Here is an 18,429-nt window from a genome sequence, read left to right on the forward strand (position 1 = left end):
CGATGACCATGCTTACAAAAGTATTAATTGCCAACCGCGGAGCCATTGCCGTCCGCATTGAACGAACCCTTCGCCAAATGGGCATCGCCTCTGTTGCCGTCTATACGAAAGCAGACCAGGACAGCCTGCATGTTGATTTAGCAGATGAAGCGATTTTAATTGGGGAAGGCGCAGCGAAAGACAGCTATTTAAATGCAGAGCTTATTTTAAACACCGCTATCCAAACAGGCGCTCAGGCCATTCACCCCGGATACGGATTTCTAAGCGAAAATGCTGATTTTGCCCGTGCCTGCCGCGAAAATGGCATTGCATTTATCGGCCCGACACCAGAACAAATGGAGCTGTTTGGCTTAAAGCATTCTGCCCGTGAAATGGCGGAAAAAGCGGGCGTCCCGCTTCTTCCCGGTACAGCACTCATTACAGATCTTCAAACAGCTTTGTCAGAAGCAGCAAAAATCGGCTATCCGGTTATGCTGAAAAGCACAGCGGGCGGCGGCGGCATCGGCATGCGTGTCTGCGAGGATGAAACCGCGCTTTGTGACGCCTTCGATTCAGTATGCCGTCTAGCCGAGACCAACTTTAACAATGGCGGTGTGTTTTTAGAAAAATACATTCAAAAAGCGCGCCATGTAGAAGTGCAAATTTTCGGCAATGAATTCGGTGAGGTAGCCGCGCTTGGCGAGCGGGATTGCTCGATTCAGCGGCGCAATCAAAAAGTCGTTGAGGAAAGTCCGGCTCCCTGCCTCTCTTCTGCGGTCCGTAAACAAATGCTCGACTCTGCCAGGCGTCTTGCAGAAGAAGTCGGCTACCGGAGTGCGGGAACCGTCGAATTTTTATATGATCCAGAAGCAGAACAGTTTTATTTTCTTGAAGTAAATACCCGGCTTCAAGTCGAGCATGGCGTGACGGAGGAAGTGCTTGGCATCGATTTAGTGGAATGGATGGTGCGCGAGGCAGCAGGCGAATTACGCGGGCTCAGCCACTTATACAAAGCGCCAAAAGGCCACAGTATTCAAGCTCGCATTTATGCAGAAGACTGCTTGAACGACTTCCGGCCAAGCGGCGGTCAGCTCGACCAGGTCCGCTTTCCTGAACAAGCCCGCATTGAAACATGGGTGCGGGACGGGCTGAACGTGACGTCTCTTTACGACCCTATGCTTGCGAAAGTGATTGTTCATGCTGATACGCGCGAAGAAGCCATCGACAAGCTGCACGCAGCACTTCGTGAAACGCGCCTTTACGGTGTGACAACGAATCTTCAATTCATTCAAGCGCTCCTACAGGAAAAAGACTGCCGAAGCGGTCTCGTTCATACCCGTATGCTCGACGGTTTTACACCGGCGGAACAGGCGATTGAAGTGCTTGATGGCGGCATTCAAACGACCGTGCAGGACTGGCCGGGTCGTGTCGGCCACTGGGATGTTGGCGTTCCTCCGTGCGGACCGATGGATCCTTTTTCGTTCCGAATCGGCAATAAACTTTTAGGGAATGAAGACCGGGCTGCCGGCCTTGAACTGACTCTTCGCGGCGGGTCTTACCGTTTCCGCGGCGATACTGCTTTTTGCCTGACAGGAGCGGACATGAAGGCTGTACTGGATAAAGAAGCGGTGCCTATGTATACGATTGTGCAGGCAAAGCGCGGACAGGTGCTGACGTTCGGTGAAGCCGAAACAGGCATGCGCACTTACTTCCTCGTCGCAGGCGGGTTAGATATGCCGCTTCACCTCGGCAGTGCAGCAACGTTTACCCTTGGCGGATTCGGCGGACATGGCGGACGGGCGCTGCGGACAGGAGATGTTTTGCAGGTTCATCCTGTTTCCCTTCCTTCTCCTGCGGCGCTTGCGGTAGACAAACAGCCGGTTTTAACAAAAGAATGGACCATTGGTGTGATCCCAGGCCCTCATTGTACAACTGAATTTTTATTGCCGGAATACTTGAAGCAGCTCACTGAAACAAGCTGGGAAGTTCACTTTAACAGCTCGCGCACTGGTGTCCGCTTAATTGGGCCTGCCCCGCTCTGGACACGTGAAGACGGCGGTGAAGCCGGCCTTCACCCGTCTAATATTCATGATAATGCGTATGCCATCGGAACACTTGATTTAACAGGTGACATGCCGATTTTACTTGGTCCGGACGGACCGAGCCTGGGCGGATTTGTCTGCCCGGTCACAACGGCTTCCGCAGAATTTTGGAAGATCGGCCAGCTGCATGCCGGCGACCGCATCCGTTTTCAGCTGTTGACGCTCCAGGAAGCCGAAGTTCTTCGCCAGACACAAGAGGAGCACTTGAATGCCATTGGGTTACAGGAAGCGTCTTCTCTGCTTCCATTGCTTCCGGAAAAAGCGGCCCGCCTTACGCCGGATTATCCGATTCTCGTTGAGCAGTCAACGGGCAGCTTCCCGATGATGATCCGGGCAGCAGGCGACGAGCACGTACTGGTTGAATATGGGAAGATGGAGCTTGACCTTCTGCTTCGTTTTCAAGTTCATGCTTTAATGGAAGCCGTTCAAGCACGCTCTGACATTCCGGTTCTTGATTTGACGCCGGGTATCCGTTCTTTGCAGGTTCATATCGATGCTTCCAAAATGTCGATCACGGAGCTTTGCGAAGTTCTCGCAGCCATCGATGAAAAGCTTCCACCGCTTGAAGAAATTGAAGTGCCATCGCGCATCGTCCGACTTCCCCTTTCCTGGGATGATCCGGCGACGCAGCTGGCCATCGAGCGCTATCAGAAAAATGTCCGCCCTGACGCTCCGTGGTGCCCGAGCAACCTCGAATTTATCCGCCGGGTCAACGGGTTAAACGACATCGAAGATGTAAAACGTATCGTATTTGACGCCAATTATCTTGTTCTCGGCCTGGGAGATGTGTACCTCGGTGCCCCTGTCGCAACGCCGGTCGACCCGCGCCACCGGCTTGTGACCACTAAATACAACCCGGCTCGTACATGGACGCCGGAAAACGCAGTAGGGATCGGCGGTGCTTACATGTGTGTATATGGCATGGAAGGACCAGGAGGCTATCAGTTTGTCGGCCGTACCGTACAGGTCTGGAACCGGCTTCGTGAAACCGAAAGCTTCCAGGCCGGCAAGCCGTGGCTGCTCCGTTTCTTCGACCAAATTCAATTTTATCCGGTTAGTGCGGACGAACTGCTTGAAATGCGTGAAGACTTCCTGCGCGGACGTTTTGAAATCGACATTACGGAAACCACCTTTAAACTCGGCGACTATTTAGCTTTTCTCGAATCCATTGAAGAAAGCGCCCAGGAATTCCGCCAAACACAGCAGGCTGCTTTCCATGCCGAGCGGGAAAGCTGGCGCGAACTTGGCCTTACGGAATATGTGTCCGAACACGAAGCAGCAGAGCCAGCGGAAGAAACCATTCCGGAAGGAGCGGAAGCGGTCCGCTGCTCAATGCCTGGAAGTGTGTGGAAGGTTCTTGTTTCTCCAGGAGACGAAGTGAAGAAAGGCGATACGCTTATCATTGAAGAAAGCATGAAAATGGAGTTTCCCCAGCCGGCTCCATGTGATGGCTTTGTCGAGTCTGTTTATGTAGCGCCGGGAGATGAAGTTCATGCGGGACAGTTGATTGTTTCCATTACCAAAGAAAAGCGAGGTGCTTTTGATGCAGACGATAAACCTGCCGAAAACGTTATCCATTCGTGAGTTAAAGAAGGGCTACCAATCTGGCAGCTTAAAGCCGGAGATGGTCGTTGAAAAAATTATCGAACGGTCTGAGACTGACCGAGACATGAATATTTGGATTACACCGCCGTCCTGGAGCTTCATCCGCCCTTACGTAGAGCGGTTAAAAACTATCGATCCATCCCAGGCACCGCTTTGGGGCATTCCATTTGCCATTAAAGACAACATCGACCTTGCTGGTGTGGCGACAACAGCGGGGTGTGCAGAATTTGCTTACACACCCGATGAACATGCAACCGTCGTTGGGCGCTTGATTGACGCAGGTGCTATTCCAGTCGGAAAAACAAACCTAGACCAATTTGCGACTGGCCTTGTTGGAACAAGAAGCCCGTATGGCGAAACGCAAAATGCGCTGAACCCCGATTTAATCAGCGGCGGTTCAAGCGCGGGCTCCGCCGTATCCGTCGCCCGCGGCCAGGCGGCTTTTTCACTCGGCACAGACACAGCAGGATCCGGACGCGTACCGGCCGGGCTCAACCGATTGATCGGCTACAAGCCGAGCCTGGGTGCATGGCCGGTCAAAGGCGTCGTTCCGGCGTGTGCGAGCCTTGATTGTGTAACGGTTTTTGCCAACAGCCTAGATGATGCAGATCTTGTCGATCAAGCTGCCCGCGGCTTTGATGCCCGGGACCCATGGTCGAAACAGATTACACGCCAGGCATCAGCGCTTCCCGAAAAAATATTAATACCAAGCGAATTGCCGGTTTTTTACGGACCGTTCGCAGATCAATACAAACAGGCCTGGCAGCATACGTTAGAAAAGCTGCATGCGCTCGGTCTGCCTGTTGAATCAATCGATGTCACCTACCTTTCCGAGGCGGCGGCTGTTTTATACGACGGACCGTGGGTAGCAGAGCGCTGGGCTGATTTGGGCTCGTTCATTAACGAGCATCAAAGTGTCGTATTCCCGGTAACAGAAACTGTACTACGATCCGGAGCTAAGCCGGAATATGACGCAGCCTCCGTTTTCAATGCGATGCATACGCTTCAGGCGTTTAAACAAAGAGCCCATCAGCAGCTTCAAGATGCCGTTTTGGTTATGCCGACAGCCGGCGGTACGTGGACACGCGAAGAGGTTCGCCATAACCCTGTTCACACAAACAGTCAAATGGGGCTTTATACAAATCACTGCAATTTGCTTGATTTGTCCGCTGTGAACATTCCAGCCGAAGACGCAGCCCAAAACGTGCCGTTTGGCATTACACTGTTTTCAGGACCGCGAGATGAGCATTTGATTTCGGGCTTCGCCGGCTTGTTTTTGCATGGCCGCCGCGTGCCTAAAAAACCATCCACGACGCTGGTTGCTGTCTGCGGCCTTCACATGAAAGGATTTCCGCTTGAAAAGCAAATGCTCGAGCACGAAGCCCGTTTTGTCCGGGAAGCAAAAACAGCTCCCGACTATAAGCTTGTAGAGCTCGATACCATGCCGAAAAAACCGGGGCTCATTCGAACAACAGAGGATGGCTTCTCTATTGAATTGGAATTGTGGGAAATGCCTATTTCTCAATTAGGATCATTTGTTTCCCTTATTCCGTCGCCGCTTGGTTTTGGCACTATTGAGCTCGAAGATGGCACACATGTGCAGGGATTCTTGTGTGAAGCAAGCGCGGCAGCGGCTGGAAAAGATATCTCTTCCCTCGGCGGATGGCGATATCGCCAAAACTAAAAAGCTTCAGCGGCATTAAGCCGCTGAAGCTTTTTTATGAGCGCGTAAACAGCTCCCGAATATAAGCGCCAAGCTGTTCATCTGTTAAATTACTGGCAGCGGCCCCACGGATCATATCCACTGTGAGGACGGTTTTTTTCTTCGAGTGAAGAATATCCGTCATCCAAAGCGTTTTATATTTTGTATGTTCTTTTTGAACGAGATTCATTGCTTCTTCTGCGGTTTCCACCTTTAACCTGCTCCAGTGCATCGCAATTTTAAAAAGCGACGGGTGGCTGAGAGACAAGGAAGCCAAAAGTATGTATTGAATAAGGACATTAATCACCTCATCTCGCAGGTGGTACCGTTTATTTAAATCGGCAATAACAGTAAGATCCATATTAGAGACGGAATCTTTTCCAGTGGTATGCATGATCATCTGCCGTGGACTAATACTTTTAAAATATGCGGCAGCGTTATGGCTCGTCATTGAGCGTTTCCTCCTTTTTAAAGAATCCTTATTCCTTTTCTTTCCCCGCCTGCCCCTTTCTAAAGCCTTCTTTTTTCTAGAAAATGTTTGAAGTTCCGTATTCCCGGCTATTCTACTACACAAAAGCTCTTTTAAGCCGAAAAAAGAAAGGACTTTTCCGATGAGCACAATAAAAGATCTTCACCACACAGATGAACCCGTTCAAGAAACCGGCGCCTACATTTGTGCCGCTGGCAAAAGGGAAGAATTAAAGGAAGGCGAACAATTTCCTGTCTGCCCGAATACAAATGCACCGACCACCTGGCGCCATGAAGATCATATACACAATACCGGCGACCGCGTGACAGAAGCCGGTACGTATGTAGATGAAGACAAAGACGAAATGGAGCTTGCACAAGGAGATACTTTCCCATCCTGCCCTAAATCCGGACAATCTACAACATGGAAACACGCTTAATAAAAAACGGCCTCTGGCATGAGAGGCTGTTTTTTACTTTTATCAGCGCCCTTGAAGTGCTATTTTAACGCCAAGGCCGATATAAATTGCCCCGATCACTTTATTACCACCGCCCCGGTTCAGCCAGGAAATGCGCTTTATCCGCTCGCTGATCGGTTCGATGGCCAGCGCAATCAGCGTCGTATACACCACGCCGAGCAGCACGAAAATGAGACCGAGTGTCATAAATTGAAAAACAGACGCTCCGCGCGCCGGATCCACAAACTGTGGCAAAAAAGCCAGAAAAAACAGCGCCGTTTTCGGATTTAATACTTCTGCCAGAATCGCTTGTCTATAAATGCGCCCGGCTGAAGCTGCCGATGCCTTTGCCATTTCCGTTTGAGAGGCCTTAGCGAAAACAGCCCGGATGCCCATATAAAATAAATAAAAGGCACCGGCCCACTTCACCATATTAAATGCGGAAGCAGATGTCATTAAAATAGCCGACAGGCCGACAGCCGCAAAAATAGTATGAATTAAATCACCCGTTGCAAGACCCAGGCCGGTAATAACGCCTGCTTTCCGCCCGTTTTGAACCGTTCGTGCTGCCGTTAGCAAAACAGCCGGACCGGGAACCAAAAACAAGCCGATCACAACCGCCGTAAACGTCAGCAATGTCGAAAAATCAAACATGATGCACCCTCACTTTTGCTTCTTATTCTACTCTTATGATAGCAGTCACGCCCTAAAATAATCCAGTTTATCTTGCTAAAGCGTTTTGGACAAAAGAAAAAGCAGCCGCTTCCTTAGAGCGCTGCTTTTTTCTCCTTATCCCAAATCAACGTTGTGGTATACCTGCTGTACATCCTCTAAATCTTCGATAGCATCAATCATTTTTTCGAATTGTGCCTGGTCTTCTTCTGACAATGTCACGTCGTTTTGTGCAAGCATCGTCAGCTCCGCAACTGTAAATTCTGTTACGCCCGCTGCTTTCAGTGCTTCCTGCACGGCATGGAATTGATCCGGCTCTGCGTACACAATCACGGAATCTTCTTCTTCAAGCACATCCCGTACATCGATATCAGCTTCCATTAACAGCTCCAGCACTTCGTCCGCTGTTTTTCCTTCCAAGCCAAACACAGCTGTTGCATCAAACATGTAAGCAACCGAACCGCTCACACCCATGTTTCCGCCGTTTTTCCCAAATGCAGCCCGCACATCAGAAGCGGTCCGGTTCACGTTATTTGTTAAAGCATCTACGATCACCATAGAGCCGCTTGGCCCAAATCCTTCGTAGCGAAGCTCATCGTAGTTTTCTTCCGCTCCGCCTTTTGCTTTTTCGATCGCCCGGTCTATAATCGTTTTAGGCACGCTGTATGTTTTCGCGCGCTCAAGCACCATCCGAAGCGCCTGATTGCTTTCTGGATTCGGCTCGCCCTGCTTGGCTGCTACGTAGATTTCACGGCCGAATTTGGCGTAAATACGGCTTGTGTTGGCATCTTTTGATGCTTTCTTTTCTTTAATGTTATTCCATTTACGTCCCACACTGAACACTCGCTTTCCATTTTACAATCTATGTTTATTATACAATAAACATAGATCTCCATACAAAGAGGGTTTATTGATCCCGAAATACAGCCGGACGCTTTTGGATAAAAGCGGTTACGCCCTCCTGCACATCTTGCGAAGCAAACAGCGCACCGAATTGTTCCACTTCAAGCGCCAATCCGTTCTCAAGTGGAAGCTCTGCACCCCCGAATACAGCCTGCATCGCTGCTTTTACAGACAAGCGGCTTTTCTGTGAAATGAGCTCCGCTATCCCGGCCGCTTCTTGCAAAAGCTGATCTGCCTCGACAGAACGGTTCACCAAACCAATCCGTTCTGCTTCCCGTCCATCTATAAACCGGCCGGTTAAAATGAGTTCAAGCGCCGTTGCCGTATTCGTTAACCGGGTGAGGCGCTGCGTCCCCCCGTAGCCTGGAATCAAGCCAAGCTTTGTTTCGGGAAGCCCGAGTTTTGCTTCATGCACCGCAATCCGCAGATGACAGCTCATCGCCAGTTCCAGCCCCCCGCCCAGGCAGGCACCATTAATCGCGGCAATGATCGGCTTTTCGGACTGCTCTATTTTTATACATAATGCCTGGCCTTTCTGCGCGGCTTTCTTTGCTTCTTCTACCTGTCCAAACAAAGATGTGAATTCTTTAATATCTGCCCCGGCCACAAAGAAAGAGCCATCCCCTGTTAAAATACCAGCTCTGACAGACGGATTGTTATTCAGCTCATCGATACACTGCTCCAGCTCTTCCAGCAATCTTTCATTCAGCGCATTCACAGGCGGATTTTTCAGCATCATGTAAGCGATCTTGTTTTCCACTTTTGTTTGAATCAAAGAAAAAGGCTTCATTTCTATTCACTCTCCTTGTTAACATCTTGTTTTCATTTTATTGTACAAAAACCCAAATGAGTATTCACTCATTATTTACCCGCAAAAAAGCGTCTGAACAAACTTGTTCAAACGCTCCTGCTTCTGTTTTATTTTCTTGGGAAGCCCATTTGGTACTGTTTAGGAATGCCTGCTTCTTTTCCTAATTGAACACCTGCTTCAAGCGTCCAGTTTGGATTTCTCAGCATGCCGCGTCCGACCGCCACAAGATCAGCTTCTTCGTTGCCGATCACCGCATTGGCCAAAACAGGCTCATCCAGGCGCCCGACTGCAATAACGGGTACGTCGACCGCTTCTTTGATAGCCCGCGCCAGTGGTACTTGATAAGCGGCATGCGTGCCCGGCCGTCCAGCTGCGGCAATTGGGCCTTCGCCGCCTGCGCTAATGTGGAACATGTCAACACCTGCTGCTTTATACTCTTTTGAAAAGGCAATGCTTTCCTCAATCCCATAGCCGCCTTCAACATATTCTCTTGCAGAAATACGCATAATAAGCGGCATGTCTTCCGGCATTTCACTCTTAGCTGCAGCAATCACTTCTTTTCCGAACTTTGTTAACTCTTGTCCATATTCATCAGTCCGTTTATTTGTCAGCGGAGACTGGAATTGGTGAATCAAGTAGCCATGCGCTCCGTGAAGCTCAATGGCGTCCACTCCTGCTTCCACTGCCCGGCGGACAGCAGACCTGAACTTTTCGACCATCTCTTTGACTTCTTCCGTCGATAATGCTCTTGGTGTTTTAGACTTCTCGTCAAAAGCAATGGCAGATGGTGCCACCGGCTGCTCCGCATCTTCTGCTTTGCGTCCGGCATGAGCGATTTGAATCGCCACTTTTGCTCCGTGCTGGTGAACAGCATCAATAATTCGTTTTAGAGCTGGAATTTGCCCGTCTGACCACAAACCTAAGTCAAAGTCTGTAATACGGCCATCCGGCTCTACGTCGGTCATTTCAATAATAATAAAGCCTGTTCCGCCAACTGCTCGGCTGACATAGTGAACAAAGTGCCAGTCATTTGCGATTCCGTCTTTTGCTTCTACCGAGTATTGACACATTGGCGGCATCACGACACGGTTTTTTAATTCAAGTCCTTTTATTTTGTAAGGTGTAAACAAATGCTCCATGCTGTTCGTCTCCTTTTCCCTGCATTTTATATGTATGCGCGTGCATGTAAATTATCCTCTACCAGAACTTCTCTGTCAAACAATGCGCATTGCATACAAAAAAGCTTTCCCCAAATGGAAAGCTTCCTAAACACACTTATCTTTTCAGCTGACGAAATGCAGACTGAAGACTTTCTTGAACAGCCGAGCTTGAAAAAGCGGACTCAAGCGTTTTGCAAAAAGTATTTAATACCTTTTCCAGCTTTTCTTCTCCTTCTTTTGTAAGCGAAGCGTAAATAGCACGGCGGTCATCCTCGCAGCTATGACGCCTGAGAACCTGGCAGTTTTTTTCTTCAAGCCGGTTTACCAGGCGGGACAGCGCACTTTGACTTAAGCCGACCATTTCCTGCAGCTGATACAATTTTAGTTTTTTCTCCGGGGCTTCTGATAAAAACAGCAGCACGTAGCATTCATTTAGCGAAAGGCCGTGCTCCTGCTGCAGTGCCCCCTCCAGATCCTGTGCAACAGCCGCCTGCATCCTGGTCAAGGCGAGCCACCCGTTAAACAGCGGCGCCTTTTGATCGTTTTCCATCTTCACGTTCACCTATTTCTGCAAAATAATCATCCTATGCATGAAGCAGTATACTTCATTATACTATGTCCGCTTCTTCCTTCAACAGCAGGCAGGCCGTTTCGGTTGTACCGCGCCTGGCTGCGCTCATGAAAAAACCACTGCTCAAATCGAGCAGCGGCATAAGACAATCAAGCGGATAAGCTGTTAAGGAACGCTTCGATTTCTTCCTGTGTTTTCCGGTCTTTGCTGACAAATCGGCCCGCTTCTTCTCCGCTATGGTAAGCGACGAAGCTCGGAATACCAAATACATTCAGCTCACCGCACAAGTCAATAAACTCATCCCTGTCTACATAAACAAACTGATATTCCGGATAATCCGCTTCAATACCCGGCAAGATCGGCTCAATGACCCGGCAGTCCGGACACCAATCCGCTGAAAACATAAAAACAACGCGCTCTTCTTTTTTCAACTGCTTAAATTGATCCAGTGATTGCAATTTTTCCATCATGATTCCCTCCAGCTTTTTTCATGTACAACCCATTATACGACTTTTTAAGCGAAAGAAAAAAGAAGAGGTTTCAACGGCCGTTGAAACCTCTTCTTTTATCGTGACTCGTCTGGATTTTTATAATGAGCCGAGTTATTCTGCTGCATAGCCGATAAAAACTTTTTCTGGCTATGCAGCAGAATCATCAGGCCCTGTTATTCATAAACCCGCCTAAGCCCTTTATAAATCCTTTGCGTTAAAGGTGTCTCCGTTTTCTAAATTACCGGATTGAAAGCCGCGGTAAAACCATTTTTTCCGCTGCTCTGATGTACCGTGCGTGAAGCTGTCCGGTACAGCATATCCTTGTGAGCGCTTTTGAATCGTATCATCTCCGACGGCGCTTGCCGCAGTCAATGCTTCTTCTACGTCACCTTCTTCAAGCAAATCCATTCCCTGTGCATGATGAGCCCAGACGCCCGCATAGTAGTCGGCCTGCAGTTCCAGCTTAACCGAATATTTGTTGTACTCTTCTTCGCTCAGCTGCTCCCGCAAAGCATGTACTTTTTGAGAGGTGCCCAGCAGTGTTTGAACGTGGTGCCCGACTTCGTGGGCGATCACATACGCCATTGCAAAGTCTCCAGGTGCTTGAAACTTGCTTTGCAGTTCTTGATAAAAACTTAAATCGATGTAGAGCTTCTGGTCACCCGGACAATAAAAAGGACCGACCGCTGAGGTGGCGGTTCCGCAGGCGGAGTCTACACTGCCGGAATATAAGACTAAAACCGGTTTTTCGTATACCATGCCTTCTTCCTGAAATACTTTAGTCCATACATCTTCTGTATCAGCCAGCACAACAGACACAAACTCGGCAAGCTCCTGATCTTGTTCAGTTTCTTCGTAAGGAACCGTATTGGTGCCCGATATACCGCCAAGTAATTGAGACGGATCACCGCCAAGCAGCGTAAAAATAAGCACTATAATTAAGCCAACTCCACCAAGCCCGCCGCCAAGCACCGCTTTTCCGCCCATGCCCCGCCGGTCTTCCACGTTTGAGCTGCCTCTTCTTCCCTGCCATTTCACTGTATTCCCTCCTCCAGAAAAACCTTGATCGTACTAGTGTTATACCCAGCGGAGAGAAGCGTTAGACTGTGAAAAAAGACATTTTCGCCTGCGGGTTGATAGAAAAGTGTGGAAATAACATATAAAAAAGGGACCGATCGTCTTTTTCATTTAAAAAACGAATCGTCCCTTATAAAAGTTTTTTTATGATCGTATGTTTTCTACATAGGCTTCAAGCTGTGCAAATGTTCCGGAAAATCCTTTTTTAATGGCTTCTTCGGCGGATTGAAACACCGCTCTTTCTTCTTCTGTCGCGTTAAACGGCATTCCTTCTATCTCAATCGTCGTCTCGCCGTTTTCTTCTGAAAAACTGAGCGTATTTAAAACTTCAAGCGGCCAGCTTTCATTGAATGGCGCACGGACCGTCTCCCCTTGTTCGTCCGCAAATGAACTGGTAAAAGCAAGCTTGTTCGGTGATTCCACTTTATGATATGTAAATTTTCCGTACACCACTTGTCCATCCGGCAGTGTCTGCTTATAGTGAAACAGCCCGCCCGGCTTCACGTCAATCGATACAACATCAAGCTTCACACCCGGCGATCCCCACCAGTGCAGCAAATGGTTTCCATCTGTCCACATGCTGAACATAAGGTCCTGCGGTGCATGTACTTGTTTTGTAATAACTACGTTCATCTCCCAATCCCCTTTCATAATACGTCCTTCTATTGACTATACGTCACATAAAGAGGATTGTACATGCCCGATGTAAATCTACTGTAAAGATCAGGACTCTGCTGTTCTGTTTTCCTAACAAACAAAGTATACTTGAAGAAAAAGAAAAGAAACGGGGCTAGGTGGATGAAGAGAATAGCAGTTTTTTGCGGTTCGGCAAGCGGCGCATCAATAAGCTATACAGACAGCGCTGTTTCACTCGGAAAAGAACTAGCCAAGCGGGGTATCAGCCTTGTTTATGGCGGATCGAGCGCGGGGCTCATGGGGACAGTAGCCGACACGGTTTTGCGGGAAGGCGGCGAAGTAATAGGCGTGATTCCAACATTGCTGAAGGAGCGGGAAATTGCCCATACCCGGCTTACCGAACTGCATGTTGTGGAATCGATGCATGAAAGAAAAGCGAAAATGGCCGAACTTGCTGATGCATTTATTGTACTGCCGGGCGGCGCCGGCACGATGGAAGAGTTTTTTGAAGTGTTTACGTGGGCACAAATCGGCCTTCATCAAAAGCCGATCGGCCTGTTGAATGCTGCGAATTATTTTGATCCGCTTGTTTCCTTCTTTGACCATATGACTACTGAACAATTTTTACAGGAGCAGTACCGTTCCATGCTCTTAGTCCATGATTCGGCAGCACAGCTGATCCGCTCGTTTCATGCGTACGAACCGCCGGCTGTGAAAACATATAAAAAAGAAAAAACCATGTATTAAAAAAGCATGCTTCCTTTTCTATGGAAGCATGCTTTTTGGGCAGTTTCTTCTTTTTCCGGGCGAATGTCAGGCGCCTGCGCTTTTCCCTTTCTTCTCACCCGCTTTAATCGGCAGCCAAACGGTTACCTTTGTTCCTTCTCCTTCATGGCTCTCGAATGTCATATCGCCGCCGTGCTCCTTTATAATTCTCATGCTGACCATCAGTCCAAGTCCCGTACCTTTTTCCTTACTCGTATAAAAAGGTTCCCCGAGCCTTTCTATCCGCTCTTTTGGCATGCCCATTCCCCGGTCTGTTATAGAAACGGCCAGCCTGTTATAGATTTGCTCGTGGTCAATGGAAATGATACTATTTTTCGGCGAGGCTTCCACCGCATTTTTTAACACATTAATAAATACCTGCTTAAGCTGATTTGCATTTCCTTCAAGCTCGATCTCTTCCTTAAACGGCTCCATTTGAATAGTGATGCTTTGGGTGATAGCCTGCATATTTAAAAGGTCGACGACGTCTCTCATTAAATGGCTCAAGGTAATGCTTTGTTTTACGATGACTTCAGGCTTAGCAAGAACGAGCATCTCGCTCGAAACGAACTCAATACGCTCAAGCTCATCGAGCATAATCTTCGTATATTTCGGATCAATGGAATATTCCTGATCAATCAGCTGAATAAATCCCTTTAAGGAAGTGAGCGGATTGCGAATCTCATGGGCGACGCCGGCGGCCAGCTGACCGACAATATTCAACTTTTCTGTTTTTCGTATATATTCTTCCTTTTGCTCCATTTCGGTAATATCCGTCGCTACACAAAGCAGTTCCTTATGCCCTGCTGAAAAAAAGAGCGGTTTTTTCGTTATTTGTACTGTGTAAATACGGTTATCCGGCGTTTGCAAGTACTGTTTTTCCTGTATCTTTGCTTCATCTTTCTCCAGCAGATACATATCTTCCTTTGCCATCTCTTCTGCCTGCTTTGGATCTGCATAAAAATCGCTTTCTCGTTTTCCAAGCATTTGTTCAGAAGAAACGCCATATAAAGCAGCAATGGCGGCGTTCGCCATCGTAAAGCGCCCGTACTGGTCTTTTGCATAAATAAAATTCGGATTCGCATCGATGACCCTTCGGAGAAAAAGCTGCTGAATCAACAGCTGTCCGTTTACTTCCTCCATCTTGTTGTAAATCAATTTCACGTATGCTGTGAAAATGCCCATTACTAAAATAATAAGAGCCAAAATCGCTTGAAACAAAGGGCTGTCCGACGATAAATTGATTACCCCGAATGAGTACGCTAATAAAAGAGAAACGAAAAAGACTCTTAAGAACGTGCGGCGATGCTTGTCGACGATTTTAAATGTTAAATAAATAGCGAGCAAATCCATCACAATGATCAATAAAATATGAATCAAGAACGTCCAGCCGAGCGGGCCCGCCATCGGATAGTAAAACTCTTCGTTAAACGGCGGGATGGAATGGCGATCAAAATCGGCAATCCCAAGCGGTGTCCAGCTGATTATATAAACGACAATAGTCCAAATGAGCATCCCAATATAAGAAAAGCGATTGATCATCTTTTGAAGTATTTTCTTTTTCCGGACATCAAACTGCAGTTCTTCAAAAAAAAGCAGCTGATAGACCATATAAAATAAAAGCGGAGCAAAAACAACTGTTCCCATTCTAAAAAAGCGGAACAAGCTTTCAATCGTTCTCTGATCCAGCCAGTCCTCGCCGTAGAGAACAGCAATGCTCATCTGCCACATTGAAACCGCTAAATAAAAAACAGCAAGCGGATAGGTGATACGCTGATACTTAAGGCGAAACAAAATGACAAACGTTGTAAGCGGAATAAGCGAAAAAAAGACCATTAATAAAAAAGCCATGTCATCACCTGTAAAATATACTTGTTTCTTCTATCCTACAGGAAACCGGCTCATGTTTCGAACATTTTTCGCCAGCCCTTTAGAAAAGTCAAAGAAAAAACAGGGAAAGCTCTCCCCTGTTTTTTCATCCCCCAACAACCTAAAAGGGTTTTTATTTGTGCGGTCGTTTGTATTGATTCCCTTCGTTCATTAAGTTGTATGTATCATTATGAAACAAAGGTATAGCGTAACGGTTAAAATAGATTTTCCGTTATAGATAAAAGTGATATTACGGAGCCAAATGAGCTTCGATGATATTTTGAAGCTCCTGGAGATACACGTGCGCCATCCGGCCAAGCCGTGTTTTTTCATGTGCGATCCAGCCGACCGTAATCGTTTCATCTGCCTCAAGCGGTACTGGCACAATATTCGAGCCGTTTAAATCCTCGCTTAAAATACCGGTAGAAATCGTGTAACCATTCAATCCAATCAATAAATTAAACAGCGTAGCCCGGTCGCTCACCTGAATGCTTTTAGAACGCGGAAGCGTGCTGAACAGCTCTTCTGCATAATAAAAGGAGTTGAATTCCCCCTGCTCGAACGACAAGCGCGGGTATTCTTCCAGGTCTTCAAGCGTAACGGATGCTTGGCCGGCCAGTGGATTTTGCGCGCTGACAAAAATGTGCGGTTTCGCTTGGAACAGCGGATGAAACAAAAGCCCTTCTTCCTTCAGCAGCTGTCCCATCACTTTTTCATTAAAAGAGCTGATATAAAGAATCCCAATCTCGCTGCGCAGGTTTTTCACGTCCTCGATAATTTCATAGGTTCTCGTTTCACGCAGTGTAAACTGGTACTCATCTGCCCCATGCTTTTTAATCATGTCTACAAATGCATTGACGGCAAATGCATAATGCTGTGTGGAAACAGAGAAAAGCTGGCGTGCCGGCGGGGATCCTAAATAGCGCCGCTCAAGCAGTTCTGCCTGCTCAACTACCTGACGTGCATAGCCTAAAAATTCCGCTCCATCTGTAGACAGTGTAATGCCTTTTGGTGTCCGGATAAAAATAGTAATACCAAGTTCAGCCTCCAGCTCTTTTACGGCTTTCGACAAGCTCGGCTGTGACAAAAAAAGCCGGCGTGCTGCTTCATTAATCGAACCGCAGTGTACAATTTCAATCACATACTTTAACTGCTGCAGAGTCATCTTTCTACCTCTTCACTTTACATATTGGTCTATTTTTCTAAACCCCTATTATGCCAAACAACGACCGCTTTGTGAAACAAGGGATGGCACGCACAAAAAAACCGCCGAGCTTGCTCAGCGGCCTTCTTCCTGCATAACGCGGTTCATAGCCGCTTCATAAATCCGGTAGTCGTGATCTGAAAACAATGTAAAAGCTACATAGCCAAATGCCTGCTTCTCTAGAAAATCGATGACCGTGCGGAGAGCGACAACCGCTGCCTGCTCGATTGGAAAACCGTATACACCGGTCGAGATGGATGGGAATGTGATGCTTTTAATCCCGTTATCTGCTGCCAGCATTAAGGTATTCTGGTAACAGGAAGCAAGCTTTTCTTCTTCTCCTTCTGACCCGCCGCTCCACACAGGGCCTACTGTGTGAATCACATATTCAGCCGGCAGCTCGTACCCTTTTGTCAGAACGGCTTCACCTGTTGCCAGCTCTTCCCCGTTCAGCTGTTCAGTACGGATTTTTTTGCACTCATCCATTAGCGCATGCCCTGCTGCCTGGTGAATGGCTCCGTCTACCCCGCCGCCTCCAAGCAGTGACCCATTAGCGGCATTGACGATCGCTTCTGTTGTCTGCTCAGTAATGTCTCCGACCATAAGTTCAAGAACATTATCATTGATTTGTGTTTTCATTGTCTTCACTCCTTTAATTGGATGTGACGCATGATAAAGCCGCTTTTCGGCATGCTTGGCATGCTGGTCATACTGAAGCTGATATCCTGCTCAGGTACTTCGTAAGACAAACGGTTAACGAGAAAATCAACGCTTACTTTCATCAGCTCGATCGTAATCCATTCTCCTGCGCAGCGATGCCCATTATGATAGTCGCCGCCGCCCTGCGGAATAAAATCGAACGGGCTTTTATCCCACTCTCCAAACCGTTCCGGCTGAAACAAATCTGGATTTTCCCACAGATGCGGGTCATGGTTGGTGCCGTATAAATCGAGAAGCGCTAACGTTCCTTCCTTAAAGTGCATGCCCCGCCATTCAAAATCTTTTTTCACTTTAGCGCCCGTGAAAGGAAAAAACGGATAAAAGCGGCGGACTTCCTGCACAAAGCATGTTGTATAGGAACCATTGGCAGACGTTAATGTTGGTTTTTGCTCTGGAAACTGATGCAGCGCAAGTGCCGTAAAAGCAAGGTAAATGGACACCGCTGTAATCGGCCTTAAAATATTCACCACTTCTACAGCGGCTGTTTTTGTATCCAATAATTCACCATCCAGCTCCCGATGATGAGAAAACACATACAGCGTTGATTCTTCCGGTGGATGGAGCTTCCCAGCCCGCACCTCTTCAATCAGGCCGCCTACCCACTTTTCAGCTTTTCGTCTGGATCGGCGTGTTTTCCAGTATTCCGGTCCGGCTGAAACGGCGGATTCAAACAAAGCACTCAATTCCTCTGTCCGCTGCTGTACTTCCTCTTCCTCAAGTGGTACACCGGCCCATTGGCAGGCAATCCGGCACAGCAGTTCTTTGGCTTCTTTGTATAAAACGATCCCGTTTTGCAGTGTCCACTTCCTTGCTGCCGCTTTCCACTGTTCTTCAGCGATGCCATTCAGCCGGGCAATGTGTTTCGGAGCCATTAAAGACATAAAAGCCGCTTTCCGCTGCCGGTGTGCTTCCCCGTCAAGTGTTTGAACGCCGCCTTCTCCAAACAGCGTTTTAACGACTCTCTTCGGCGCCGCTCCTTCCCGCTGAAACTTTGCCGGATCATAAAACAAAGCGGCCGCTTCCTTGCCGCCCATACAAATCGCCGGCTTCCCCATTAAACGCGTTTCAAACAAATCGGATTGAAAAGACCTGCGCCGGCTTGGTATGTACATGTATCCTTCTCTAAGCAGGCTTAAGCTTTGATCCAGCCCTTCTTCATGCGGCATTTTGTTTTGTCCGGACATCCACATCTCTCCTTTATGTTTTATGCTCCTCTTTGTTTTCCCCCTTTTGCCG

General features: G+C 48.0%; 17 protein-coding genes. 4 read left to right on the forward strand and 13 right to left on the reverse strand.

Going from position 1 to position 18,429, the window contains the following annotated elements:
- Positions 1 to 8: 8 nt before the first annotated feature.
- Positions 9 to 3,665: an urea carboxylase gene (uca, locus tag RIN81_RS12895; RefSeq protein ID WP_309090781.1), complete on the forward strand. Its 3,657-nt coding sequence runs from the start codon at positions 9 to 11 to the stop codon at positions 3,663 to 3,665.
- Positions 3,625 to 5,370, forward strand: a complete 1,746-nt coding sequence (gene atzF, locus RIN81_RS12900; protein WP_309090783.1) for an allophanate hydrolase — start codon at positions 3,625 to 3,627, stop codon at positions 5,368 to 5,370. Before uca ends, atzF begins: the two co-directional genes overlap by 41 nt.
- A gap of 34 nt (positions 5,371 to 5,404) precedes the next feature.
- Here atzF and RIN81_RS12905 read toward each other — a convergent pair whose 3' ends face one another.
- On the reverse strand, positions 5,405 to 5,839 hold the full coding sequence (locus tag RIN81_RS12905) for a DnaD domain protein (protein ID WP_251272487.1): 435 nt from the start codon (positions 5,837 to 5,839) through the stop codon (positions 5,405 to 5,407).
- A gap of 160 nt (positions 5,840 to 5,999) precedes the next feature.
- On the opposite strand from RIN81_RS12905, the gene RIN81_RS12910 reads away from it, so the two are divergent.
- On the forward strand, positions 6,000 to 6,296 hold the full coding sequence (locus RIN81_RS12910; protein ID WP_309090786.1) for a hypothetical protein: 297 nt from the start codon (positions 6,000 to 6,002) through the stop codon (positions 6,294 to 6,296).
- Between the two features lie 42 nt (positions 6,297 to 6,338).
- Here RIN81_RS12910 and RIN81_RS12915 read toward each other — a convergent pair whose 3' ends face one another.
- The 8 genes from RIN81_RS12915 to RIN81_RS12950 form a co-directional block, all read right to left on the reverse strand.
- Positions 6,339 to 6,968 (reverse strand): LysE family translocator, encoded by a 630-nt coding sequence (locus RIN81_RS12915; protein ID WP_309090788.1) that lies wholly within the window; start codon positions 6,966 to 6,968, stop codon positions 6,339 to 6,341.
- 135 nt (positions 6,969 to 7,103) lie between these two features.
- Positions 7,104 to 7,820 carry a YebC/PmpR family DNA-binding transcriptional regulator gene (locus RIN81_RS12920; RefSeq protein ID WP_309090790.1) on the reverse strand — a complete coding sequence of 239 codons (717 nt, stop codon included), beginning with the start codon at positions 7,818 to 7,820 and terminating at the stop codon, positions 7,104 to 7,106.
- 73 nt (positions 7,821 to 7,893) lie between these two features.
- A complete protein-coding gene (locus tag RIN81_RS12925) occupies positions 7,894 to 8,679 on the reverse strand; it encodes an enoyl-CoA hydratase-related protein (RefSeq protein WP_309090792.1) in 786 nt (261 codons plus the stop codon).
- 128 nt (positions 8,680 to 8,807) lie between these two features.
- Positions 8,808 to 9,839 carry an NADH:flavin oxidoreductase/NADH oxidase gene (locus RIN81_RS12930; RefSeq protein WP_309090795.1) on the reverse strand — a complete coding sequence of 344 codons (1,032 nt, stop codon included), beginning with the start codon at positions 9,837 to 9,839 and terminating at the stop codon, positions 8,808 to 8,810.
- A 136-nt stretch (positions 9,840 to 9,975) separates the two neighbouring features.
- On the reverse strand, positions 9,976 to 10,410 hold the full coding sequence (locus tag RIN81_RS12935; RefSeq protein WP_309090797.1) for a MarR family winged helix-turn-helix transcriptional regulator: 435 nt from the start codon (positions 10,408 to 10,410) through the stop codon (positions 9,976 to 9,978).
- 170 nt (positions 10,411 to 10,580) lie between these two features.
- Complete coding sequence (locus RIN81_RS12940; protein ID WP_309090857.1) at positions 10,581 to 10,898, reverse strand: thioredoxin family protein; 318 nt, start codon at positions 10,896 to 10,898, stop codon at positions 10,581 to 10,583.
- Between the two features lie 222 nt (positions 10,899 to 11,120).
- Positions 11,121 to 11,960: a KPN_02809 family neutral zinc metallopeptidase gene (gene ypfJ / locus RIN81_RS12945; RefSeq protein ID WP_309090799.1), complete on the reverse strand. Its 840-nt coding sequence runs from the start codon at positions 11,958 to 11,960 to the stop codon at positions 11,121 to 11,123.
- Between the two features lie 183 nt (positions 11,961 to 12,143).
- Positions 12,144 to 12,632 carry an SRPBCC family protein gene (locus RIN81_RS12950; RefSeq protein ID WP_309090801.1) on the reverse strand — a complete coding sequence of 163 codons (489 nt, stop codon included), beginning with the start codon at positions 12,630 to 12,632 and terminating at the stop codon, positions 12,144 to 12,146.
- A gap of 165 nt (positions 12,633 to 12,797) precedes the next feature.
- Between RIN81_RS12950 and RIN81_RS12955 the strand changes: the two genes are divergently transcribed.
- Positions 12,798 to 13,382, forward strand: coding sequence for an LOG family protein (locus RIN81_RS12955; protein WP_309090803.1), 585 nt, complete (start codon positions 12,798 to 12,800; stop codon positions 13,380 to 13,382).
- Between the two features lie 66 nt (positions 13,383 to 13,448).
- On the opposite strand, the gene RIN81_RS12960 is transcribed toward RIN81_RS12955, so the two are convergent.
- From RIN81_RS12960 to cypC, 4 genes are all read right to left on the reverse strand, one after another.
- Positions 13,449 to 15,251 (reverse strand): ATP-binding protein, encoded by a 1,803-nt coding sequence (locus RIN81_RS12960; RefSeq protein ID WP_309090805.1) that lies wholly within the window; start codon positions 15,249 to 15,251, stop codon positions 13,449 to 13,451.
- A gap of 268 nt (positions 15,252 to 15,519) precedes the next feature.
- Positions 15,520 to 16,434 (reverse strand): LysR family transcriptional regulator, encoded by a 915-nt coding sequence (locus RIN81_RS12965; protein WP_309090807.1) that lies wholly within the window; start codon positions 16,432 to 16,434, stop codon positions 15,520 to 15,522.
- Positions 16,435 to 16,548: 114 nt separating this feature from the next.
- A complete protein-coding gene (locus RIN81_RS12970; RefSeq protein ID WP_309090809.1) occupies positions 16,549 to 17,112 on the reverse strand; it encodes an O-acetyl-ADP-ribose deacetylase in 564 nt (187 codons plus the stop codon).
- A 5-nt stretch (positions 17,113 to 17,117) separates the two neighbouring features.
- The gene (gene cypC / locus RIN81_RS12975) at positions 17,118 to 18,377 is read right to left on the reverse strand and encodes a CYP152 family fatty-acid peroxygenase CypC (protein WP_309090811.1); all 1,260 of its coding nucleotides are present in this window, start codon (positions 18,375 to 18,377) and stop codon (positions 17,118 to 17,120) included.
- Between the last annotated feature and the right edge of the window lie 52 nt (positions 18,378 to 18,429).

Origin of the sequence: Domibacillus sp., assembly GCF_031181085.1 — a bacterium.
Classification (GTDB): Bacteria; Bacillota; Bacilli; order Bacillales; family Domibacillaceae; genus Domibacillus.

Bases quoted from the DNA above. Each gene is read 5' to 3' on its own strand.
- uca (WP_309090781.1), top strand. From the start codon at position 9: ATGCTTACAAAAGTATTAATTGCCAACCGCGGAGCCATTGCCGTCCGC.
- atzF (WP_309090783.1), top strand. From the start codon at position 3,625: ATGCAGACGATAAACCTGCCGAAAACGTTATCCATTCGTGAGTTAAAG.
- RIN81_RS12905 (WP_251272487.1), bottom strand. From the start codon at position 5,839: ATGACGAGCCATAACGCTGCCGCATATTTTAAAAGTATTAGTCCACGG.
- RIN81_RS12910 (WP_309090786.1), top strand. From the start codon at position 6,000: ATGAGCACAATAAAAGATCTTCACCACACAGATGAACCCGTTCAAGAA.
- RIN81_RS12915 (WP_309090788.1), bottom strand. From the start codon at position 6,968: ATGTTTGATTTTTCGACATTGCTGACGTTTACGGCGGTTGTGATCGGC.
- RIN81_RS12925 (WP_309090792.1), bottom strand. From the start codon at position 8,679: ATGAAGCCTTTTTCTTTGATTCAAACAAAAGTGGAAAACAAGATCGCT.
- RIN81_RS12930 (WP_309090795.1), bottom strand. From the start codon at position 9,839: ATGGAGCATTTGTTTACACCTTACAAAATAAAAGGACTTGAATTAAAA.
- RIN81_RS12935 (WP_309090797.1), bottom strand. From the start codon at position 10,410: ATGGAAAACGATCAAAAGGCGCCGCTGTTTAACGGGTGGCTCGCCTTG.
- RIN81_RS12940 (WP_309090857.1), bottom strand. From the start codon at position 10,898: ATGGAAAAATTGCAATCACTGGATCAATTTAAGCAGTTGAAAAAAGAA.
- RIN81_RS12950 (WP_309090801.1), bottom strand. From the start codon at position 12,632: ATGAACGTAGTTATTACAAAACAAGTACATGCACCGCAGGACCTTATG.
- RIN81_RS12955 (WP_309090803.1), top strand. From the start codon at position 12,798: ATGAAGAGAATAGCAGTTTTTTGCGGTTCGGCAAGCGGCGCATCAATA.
- RIN81_RS12960 (WP_309090805.1), bottom strand. From the start codon at position 15,251: ATGGCTTTTTTATTAATGGTCTTTTTTTCGCTTATTCCGCTTACAACG.
- RIN81_RS12965 (WP_309090807.1), bottom strand. From the start codon at position 16,434: ATGACTCTGCAGCAGTTAAAGTATGTGATTGAAATTGTACACTGCGGT.
- RIN81_RS12970 (WP_309090809.1), bottom strand. From the start codon at position 17,112: ATGAAAACACAAATCAATGATAATGTTCTTGAACTTATGGTCGGAGAC.
- cypC (WP_309090811.1), bottom strand. From the start codon at position 18,377: ATGTCCGGACAAAACAAAATGCCGCATGAAGAAGGGCTGGATCAAAGC.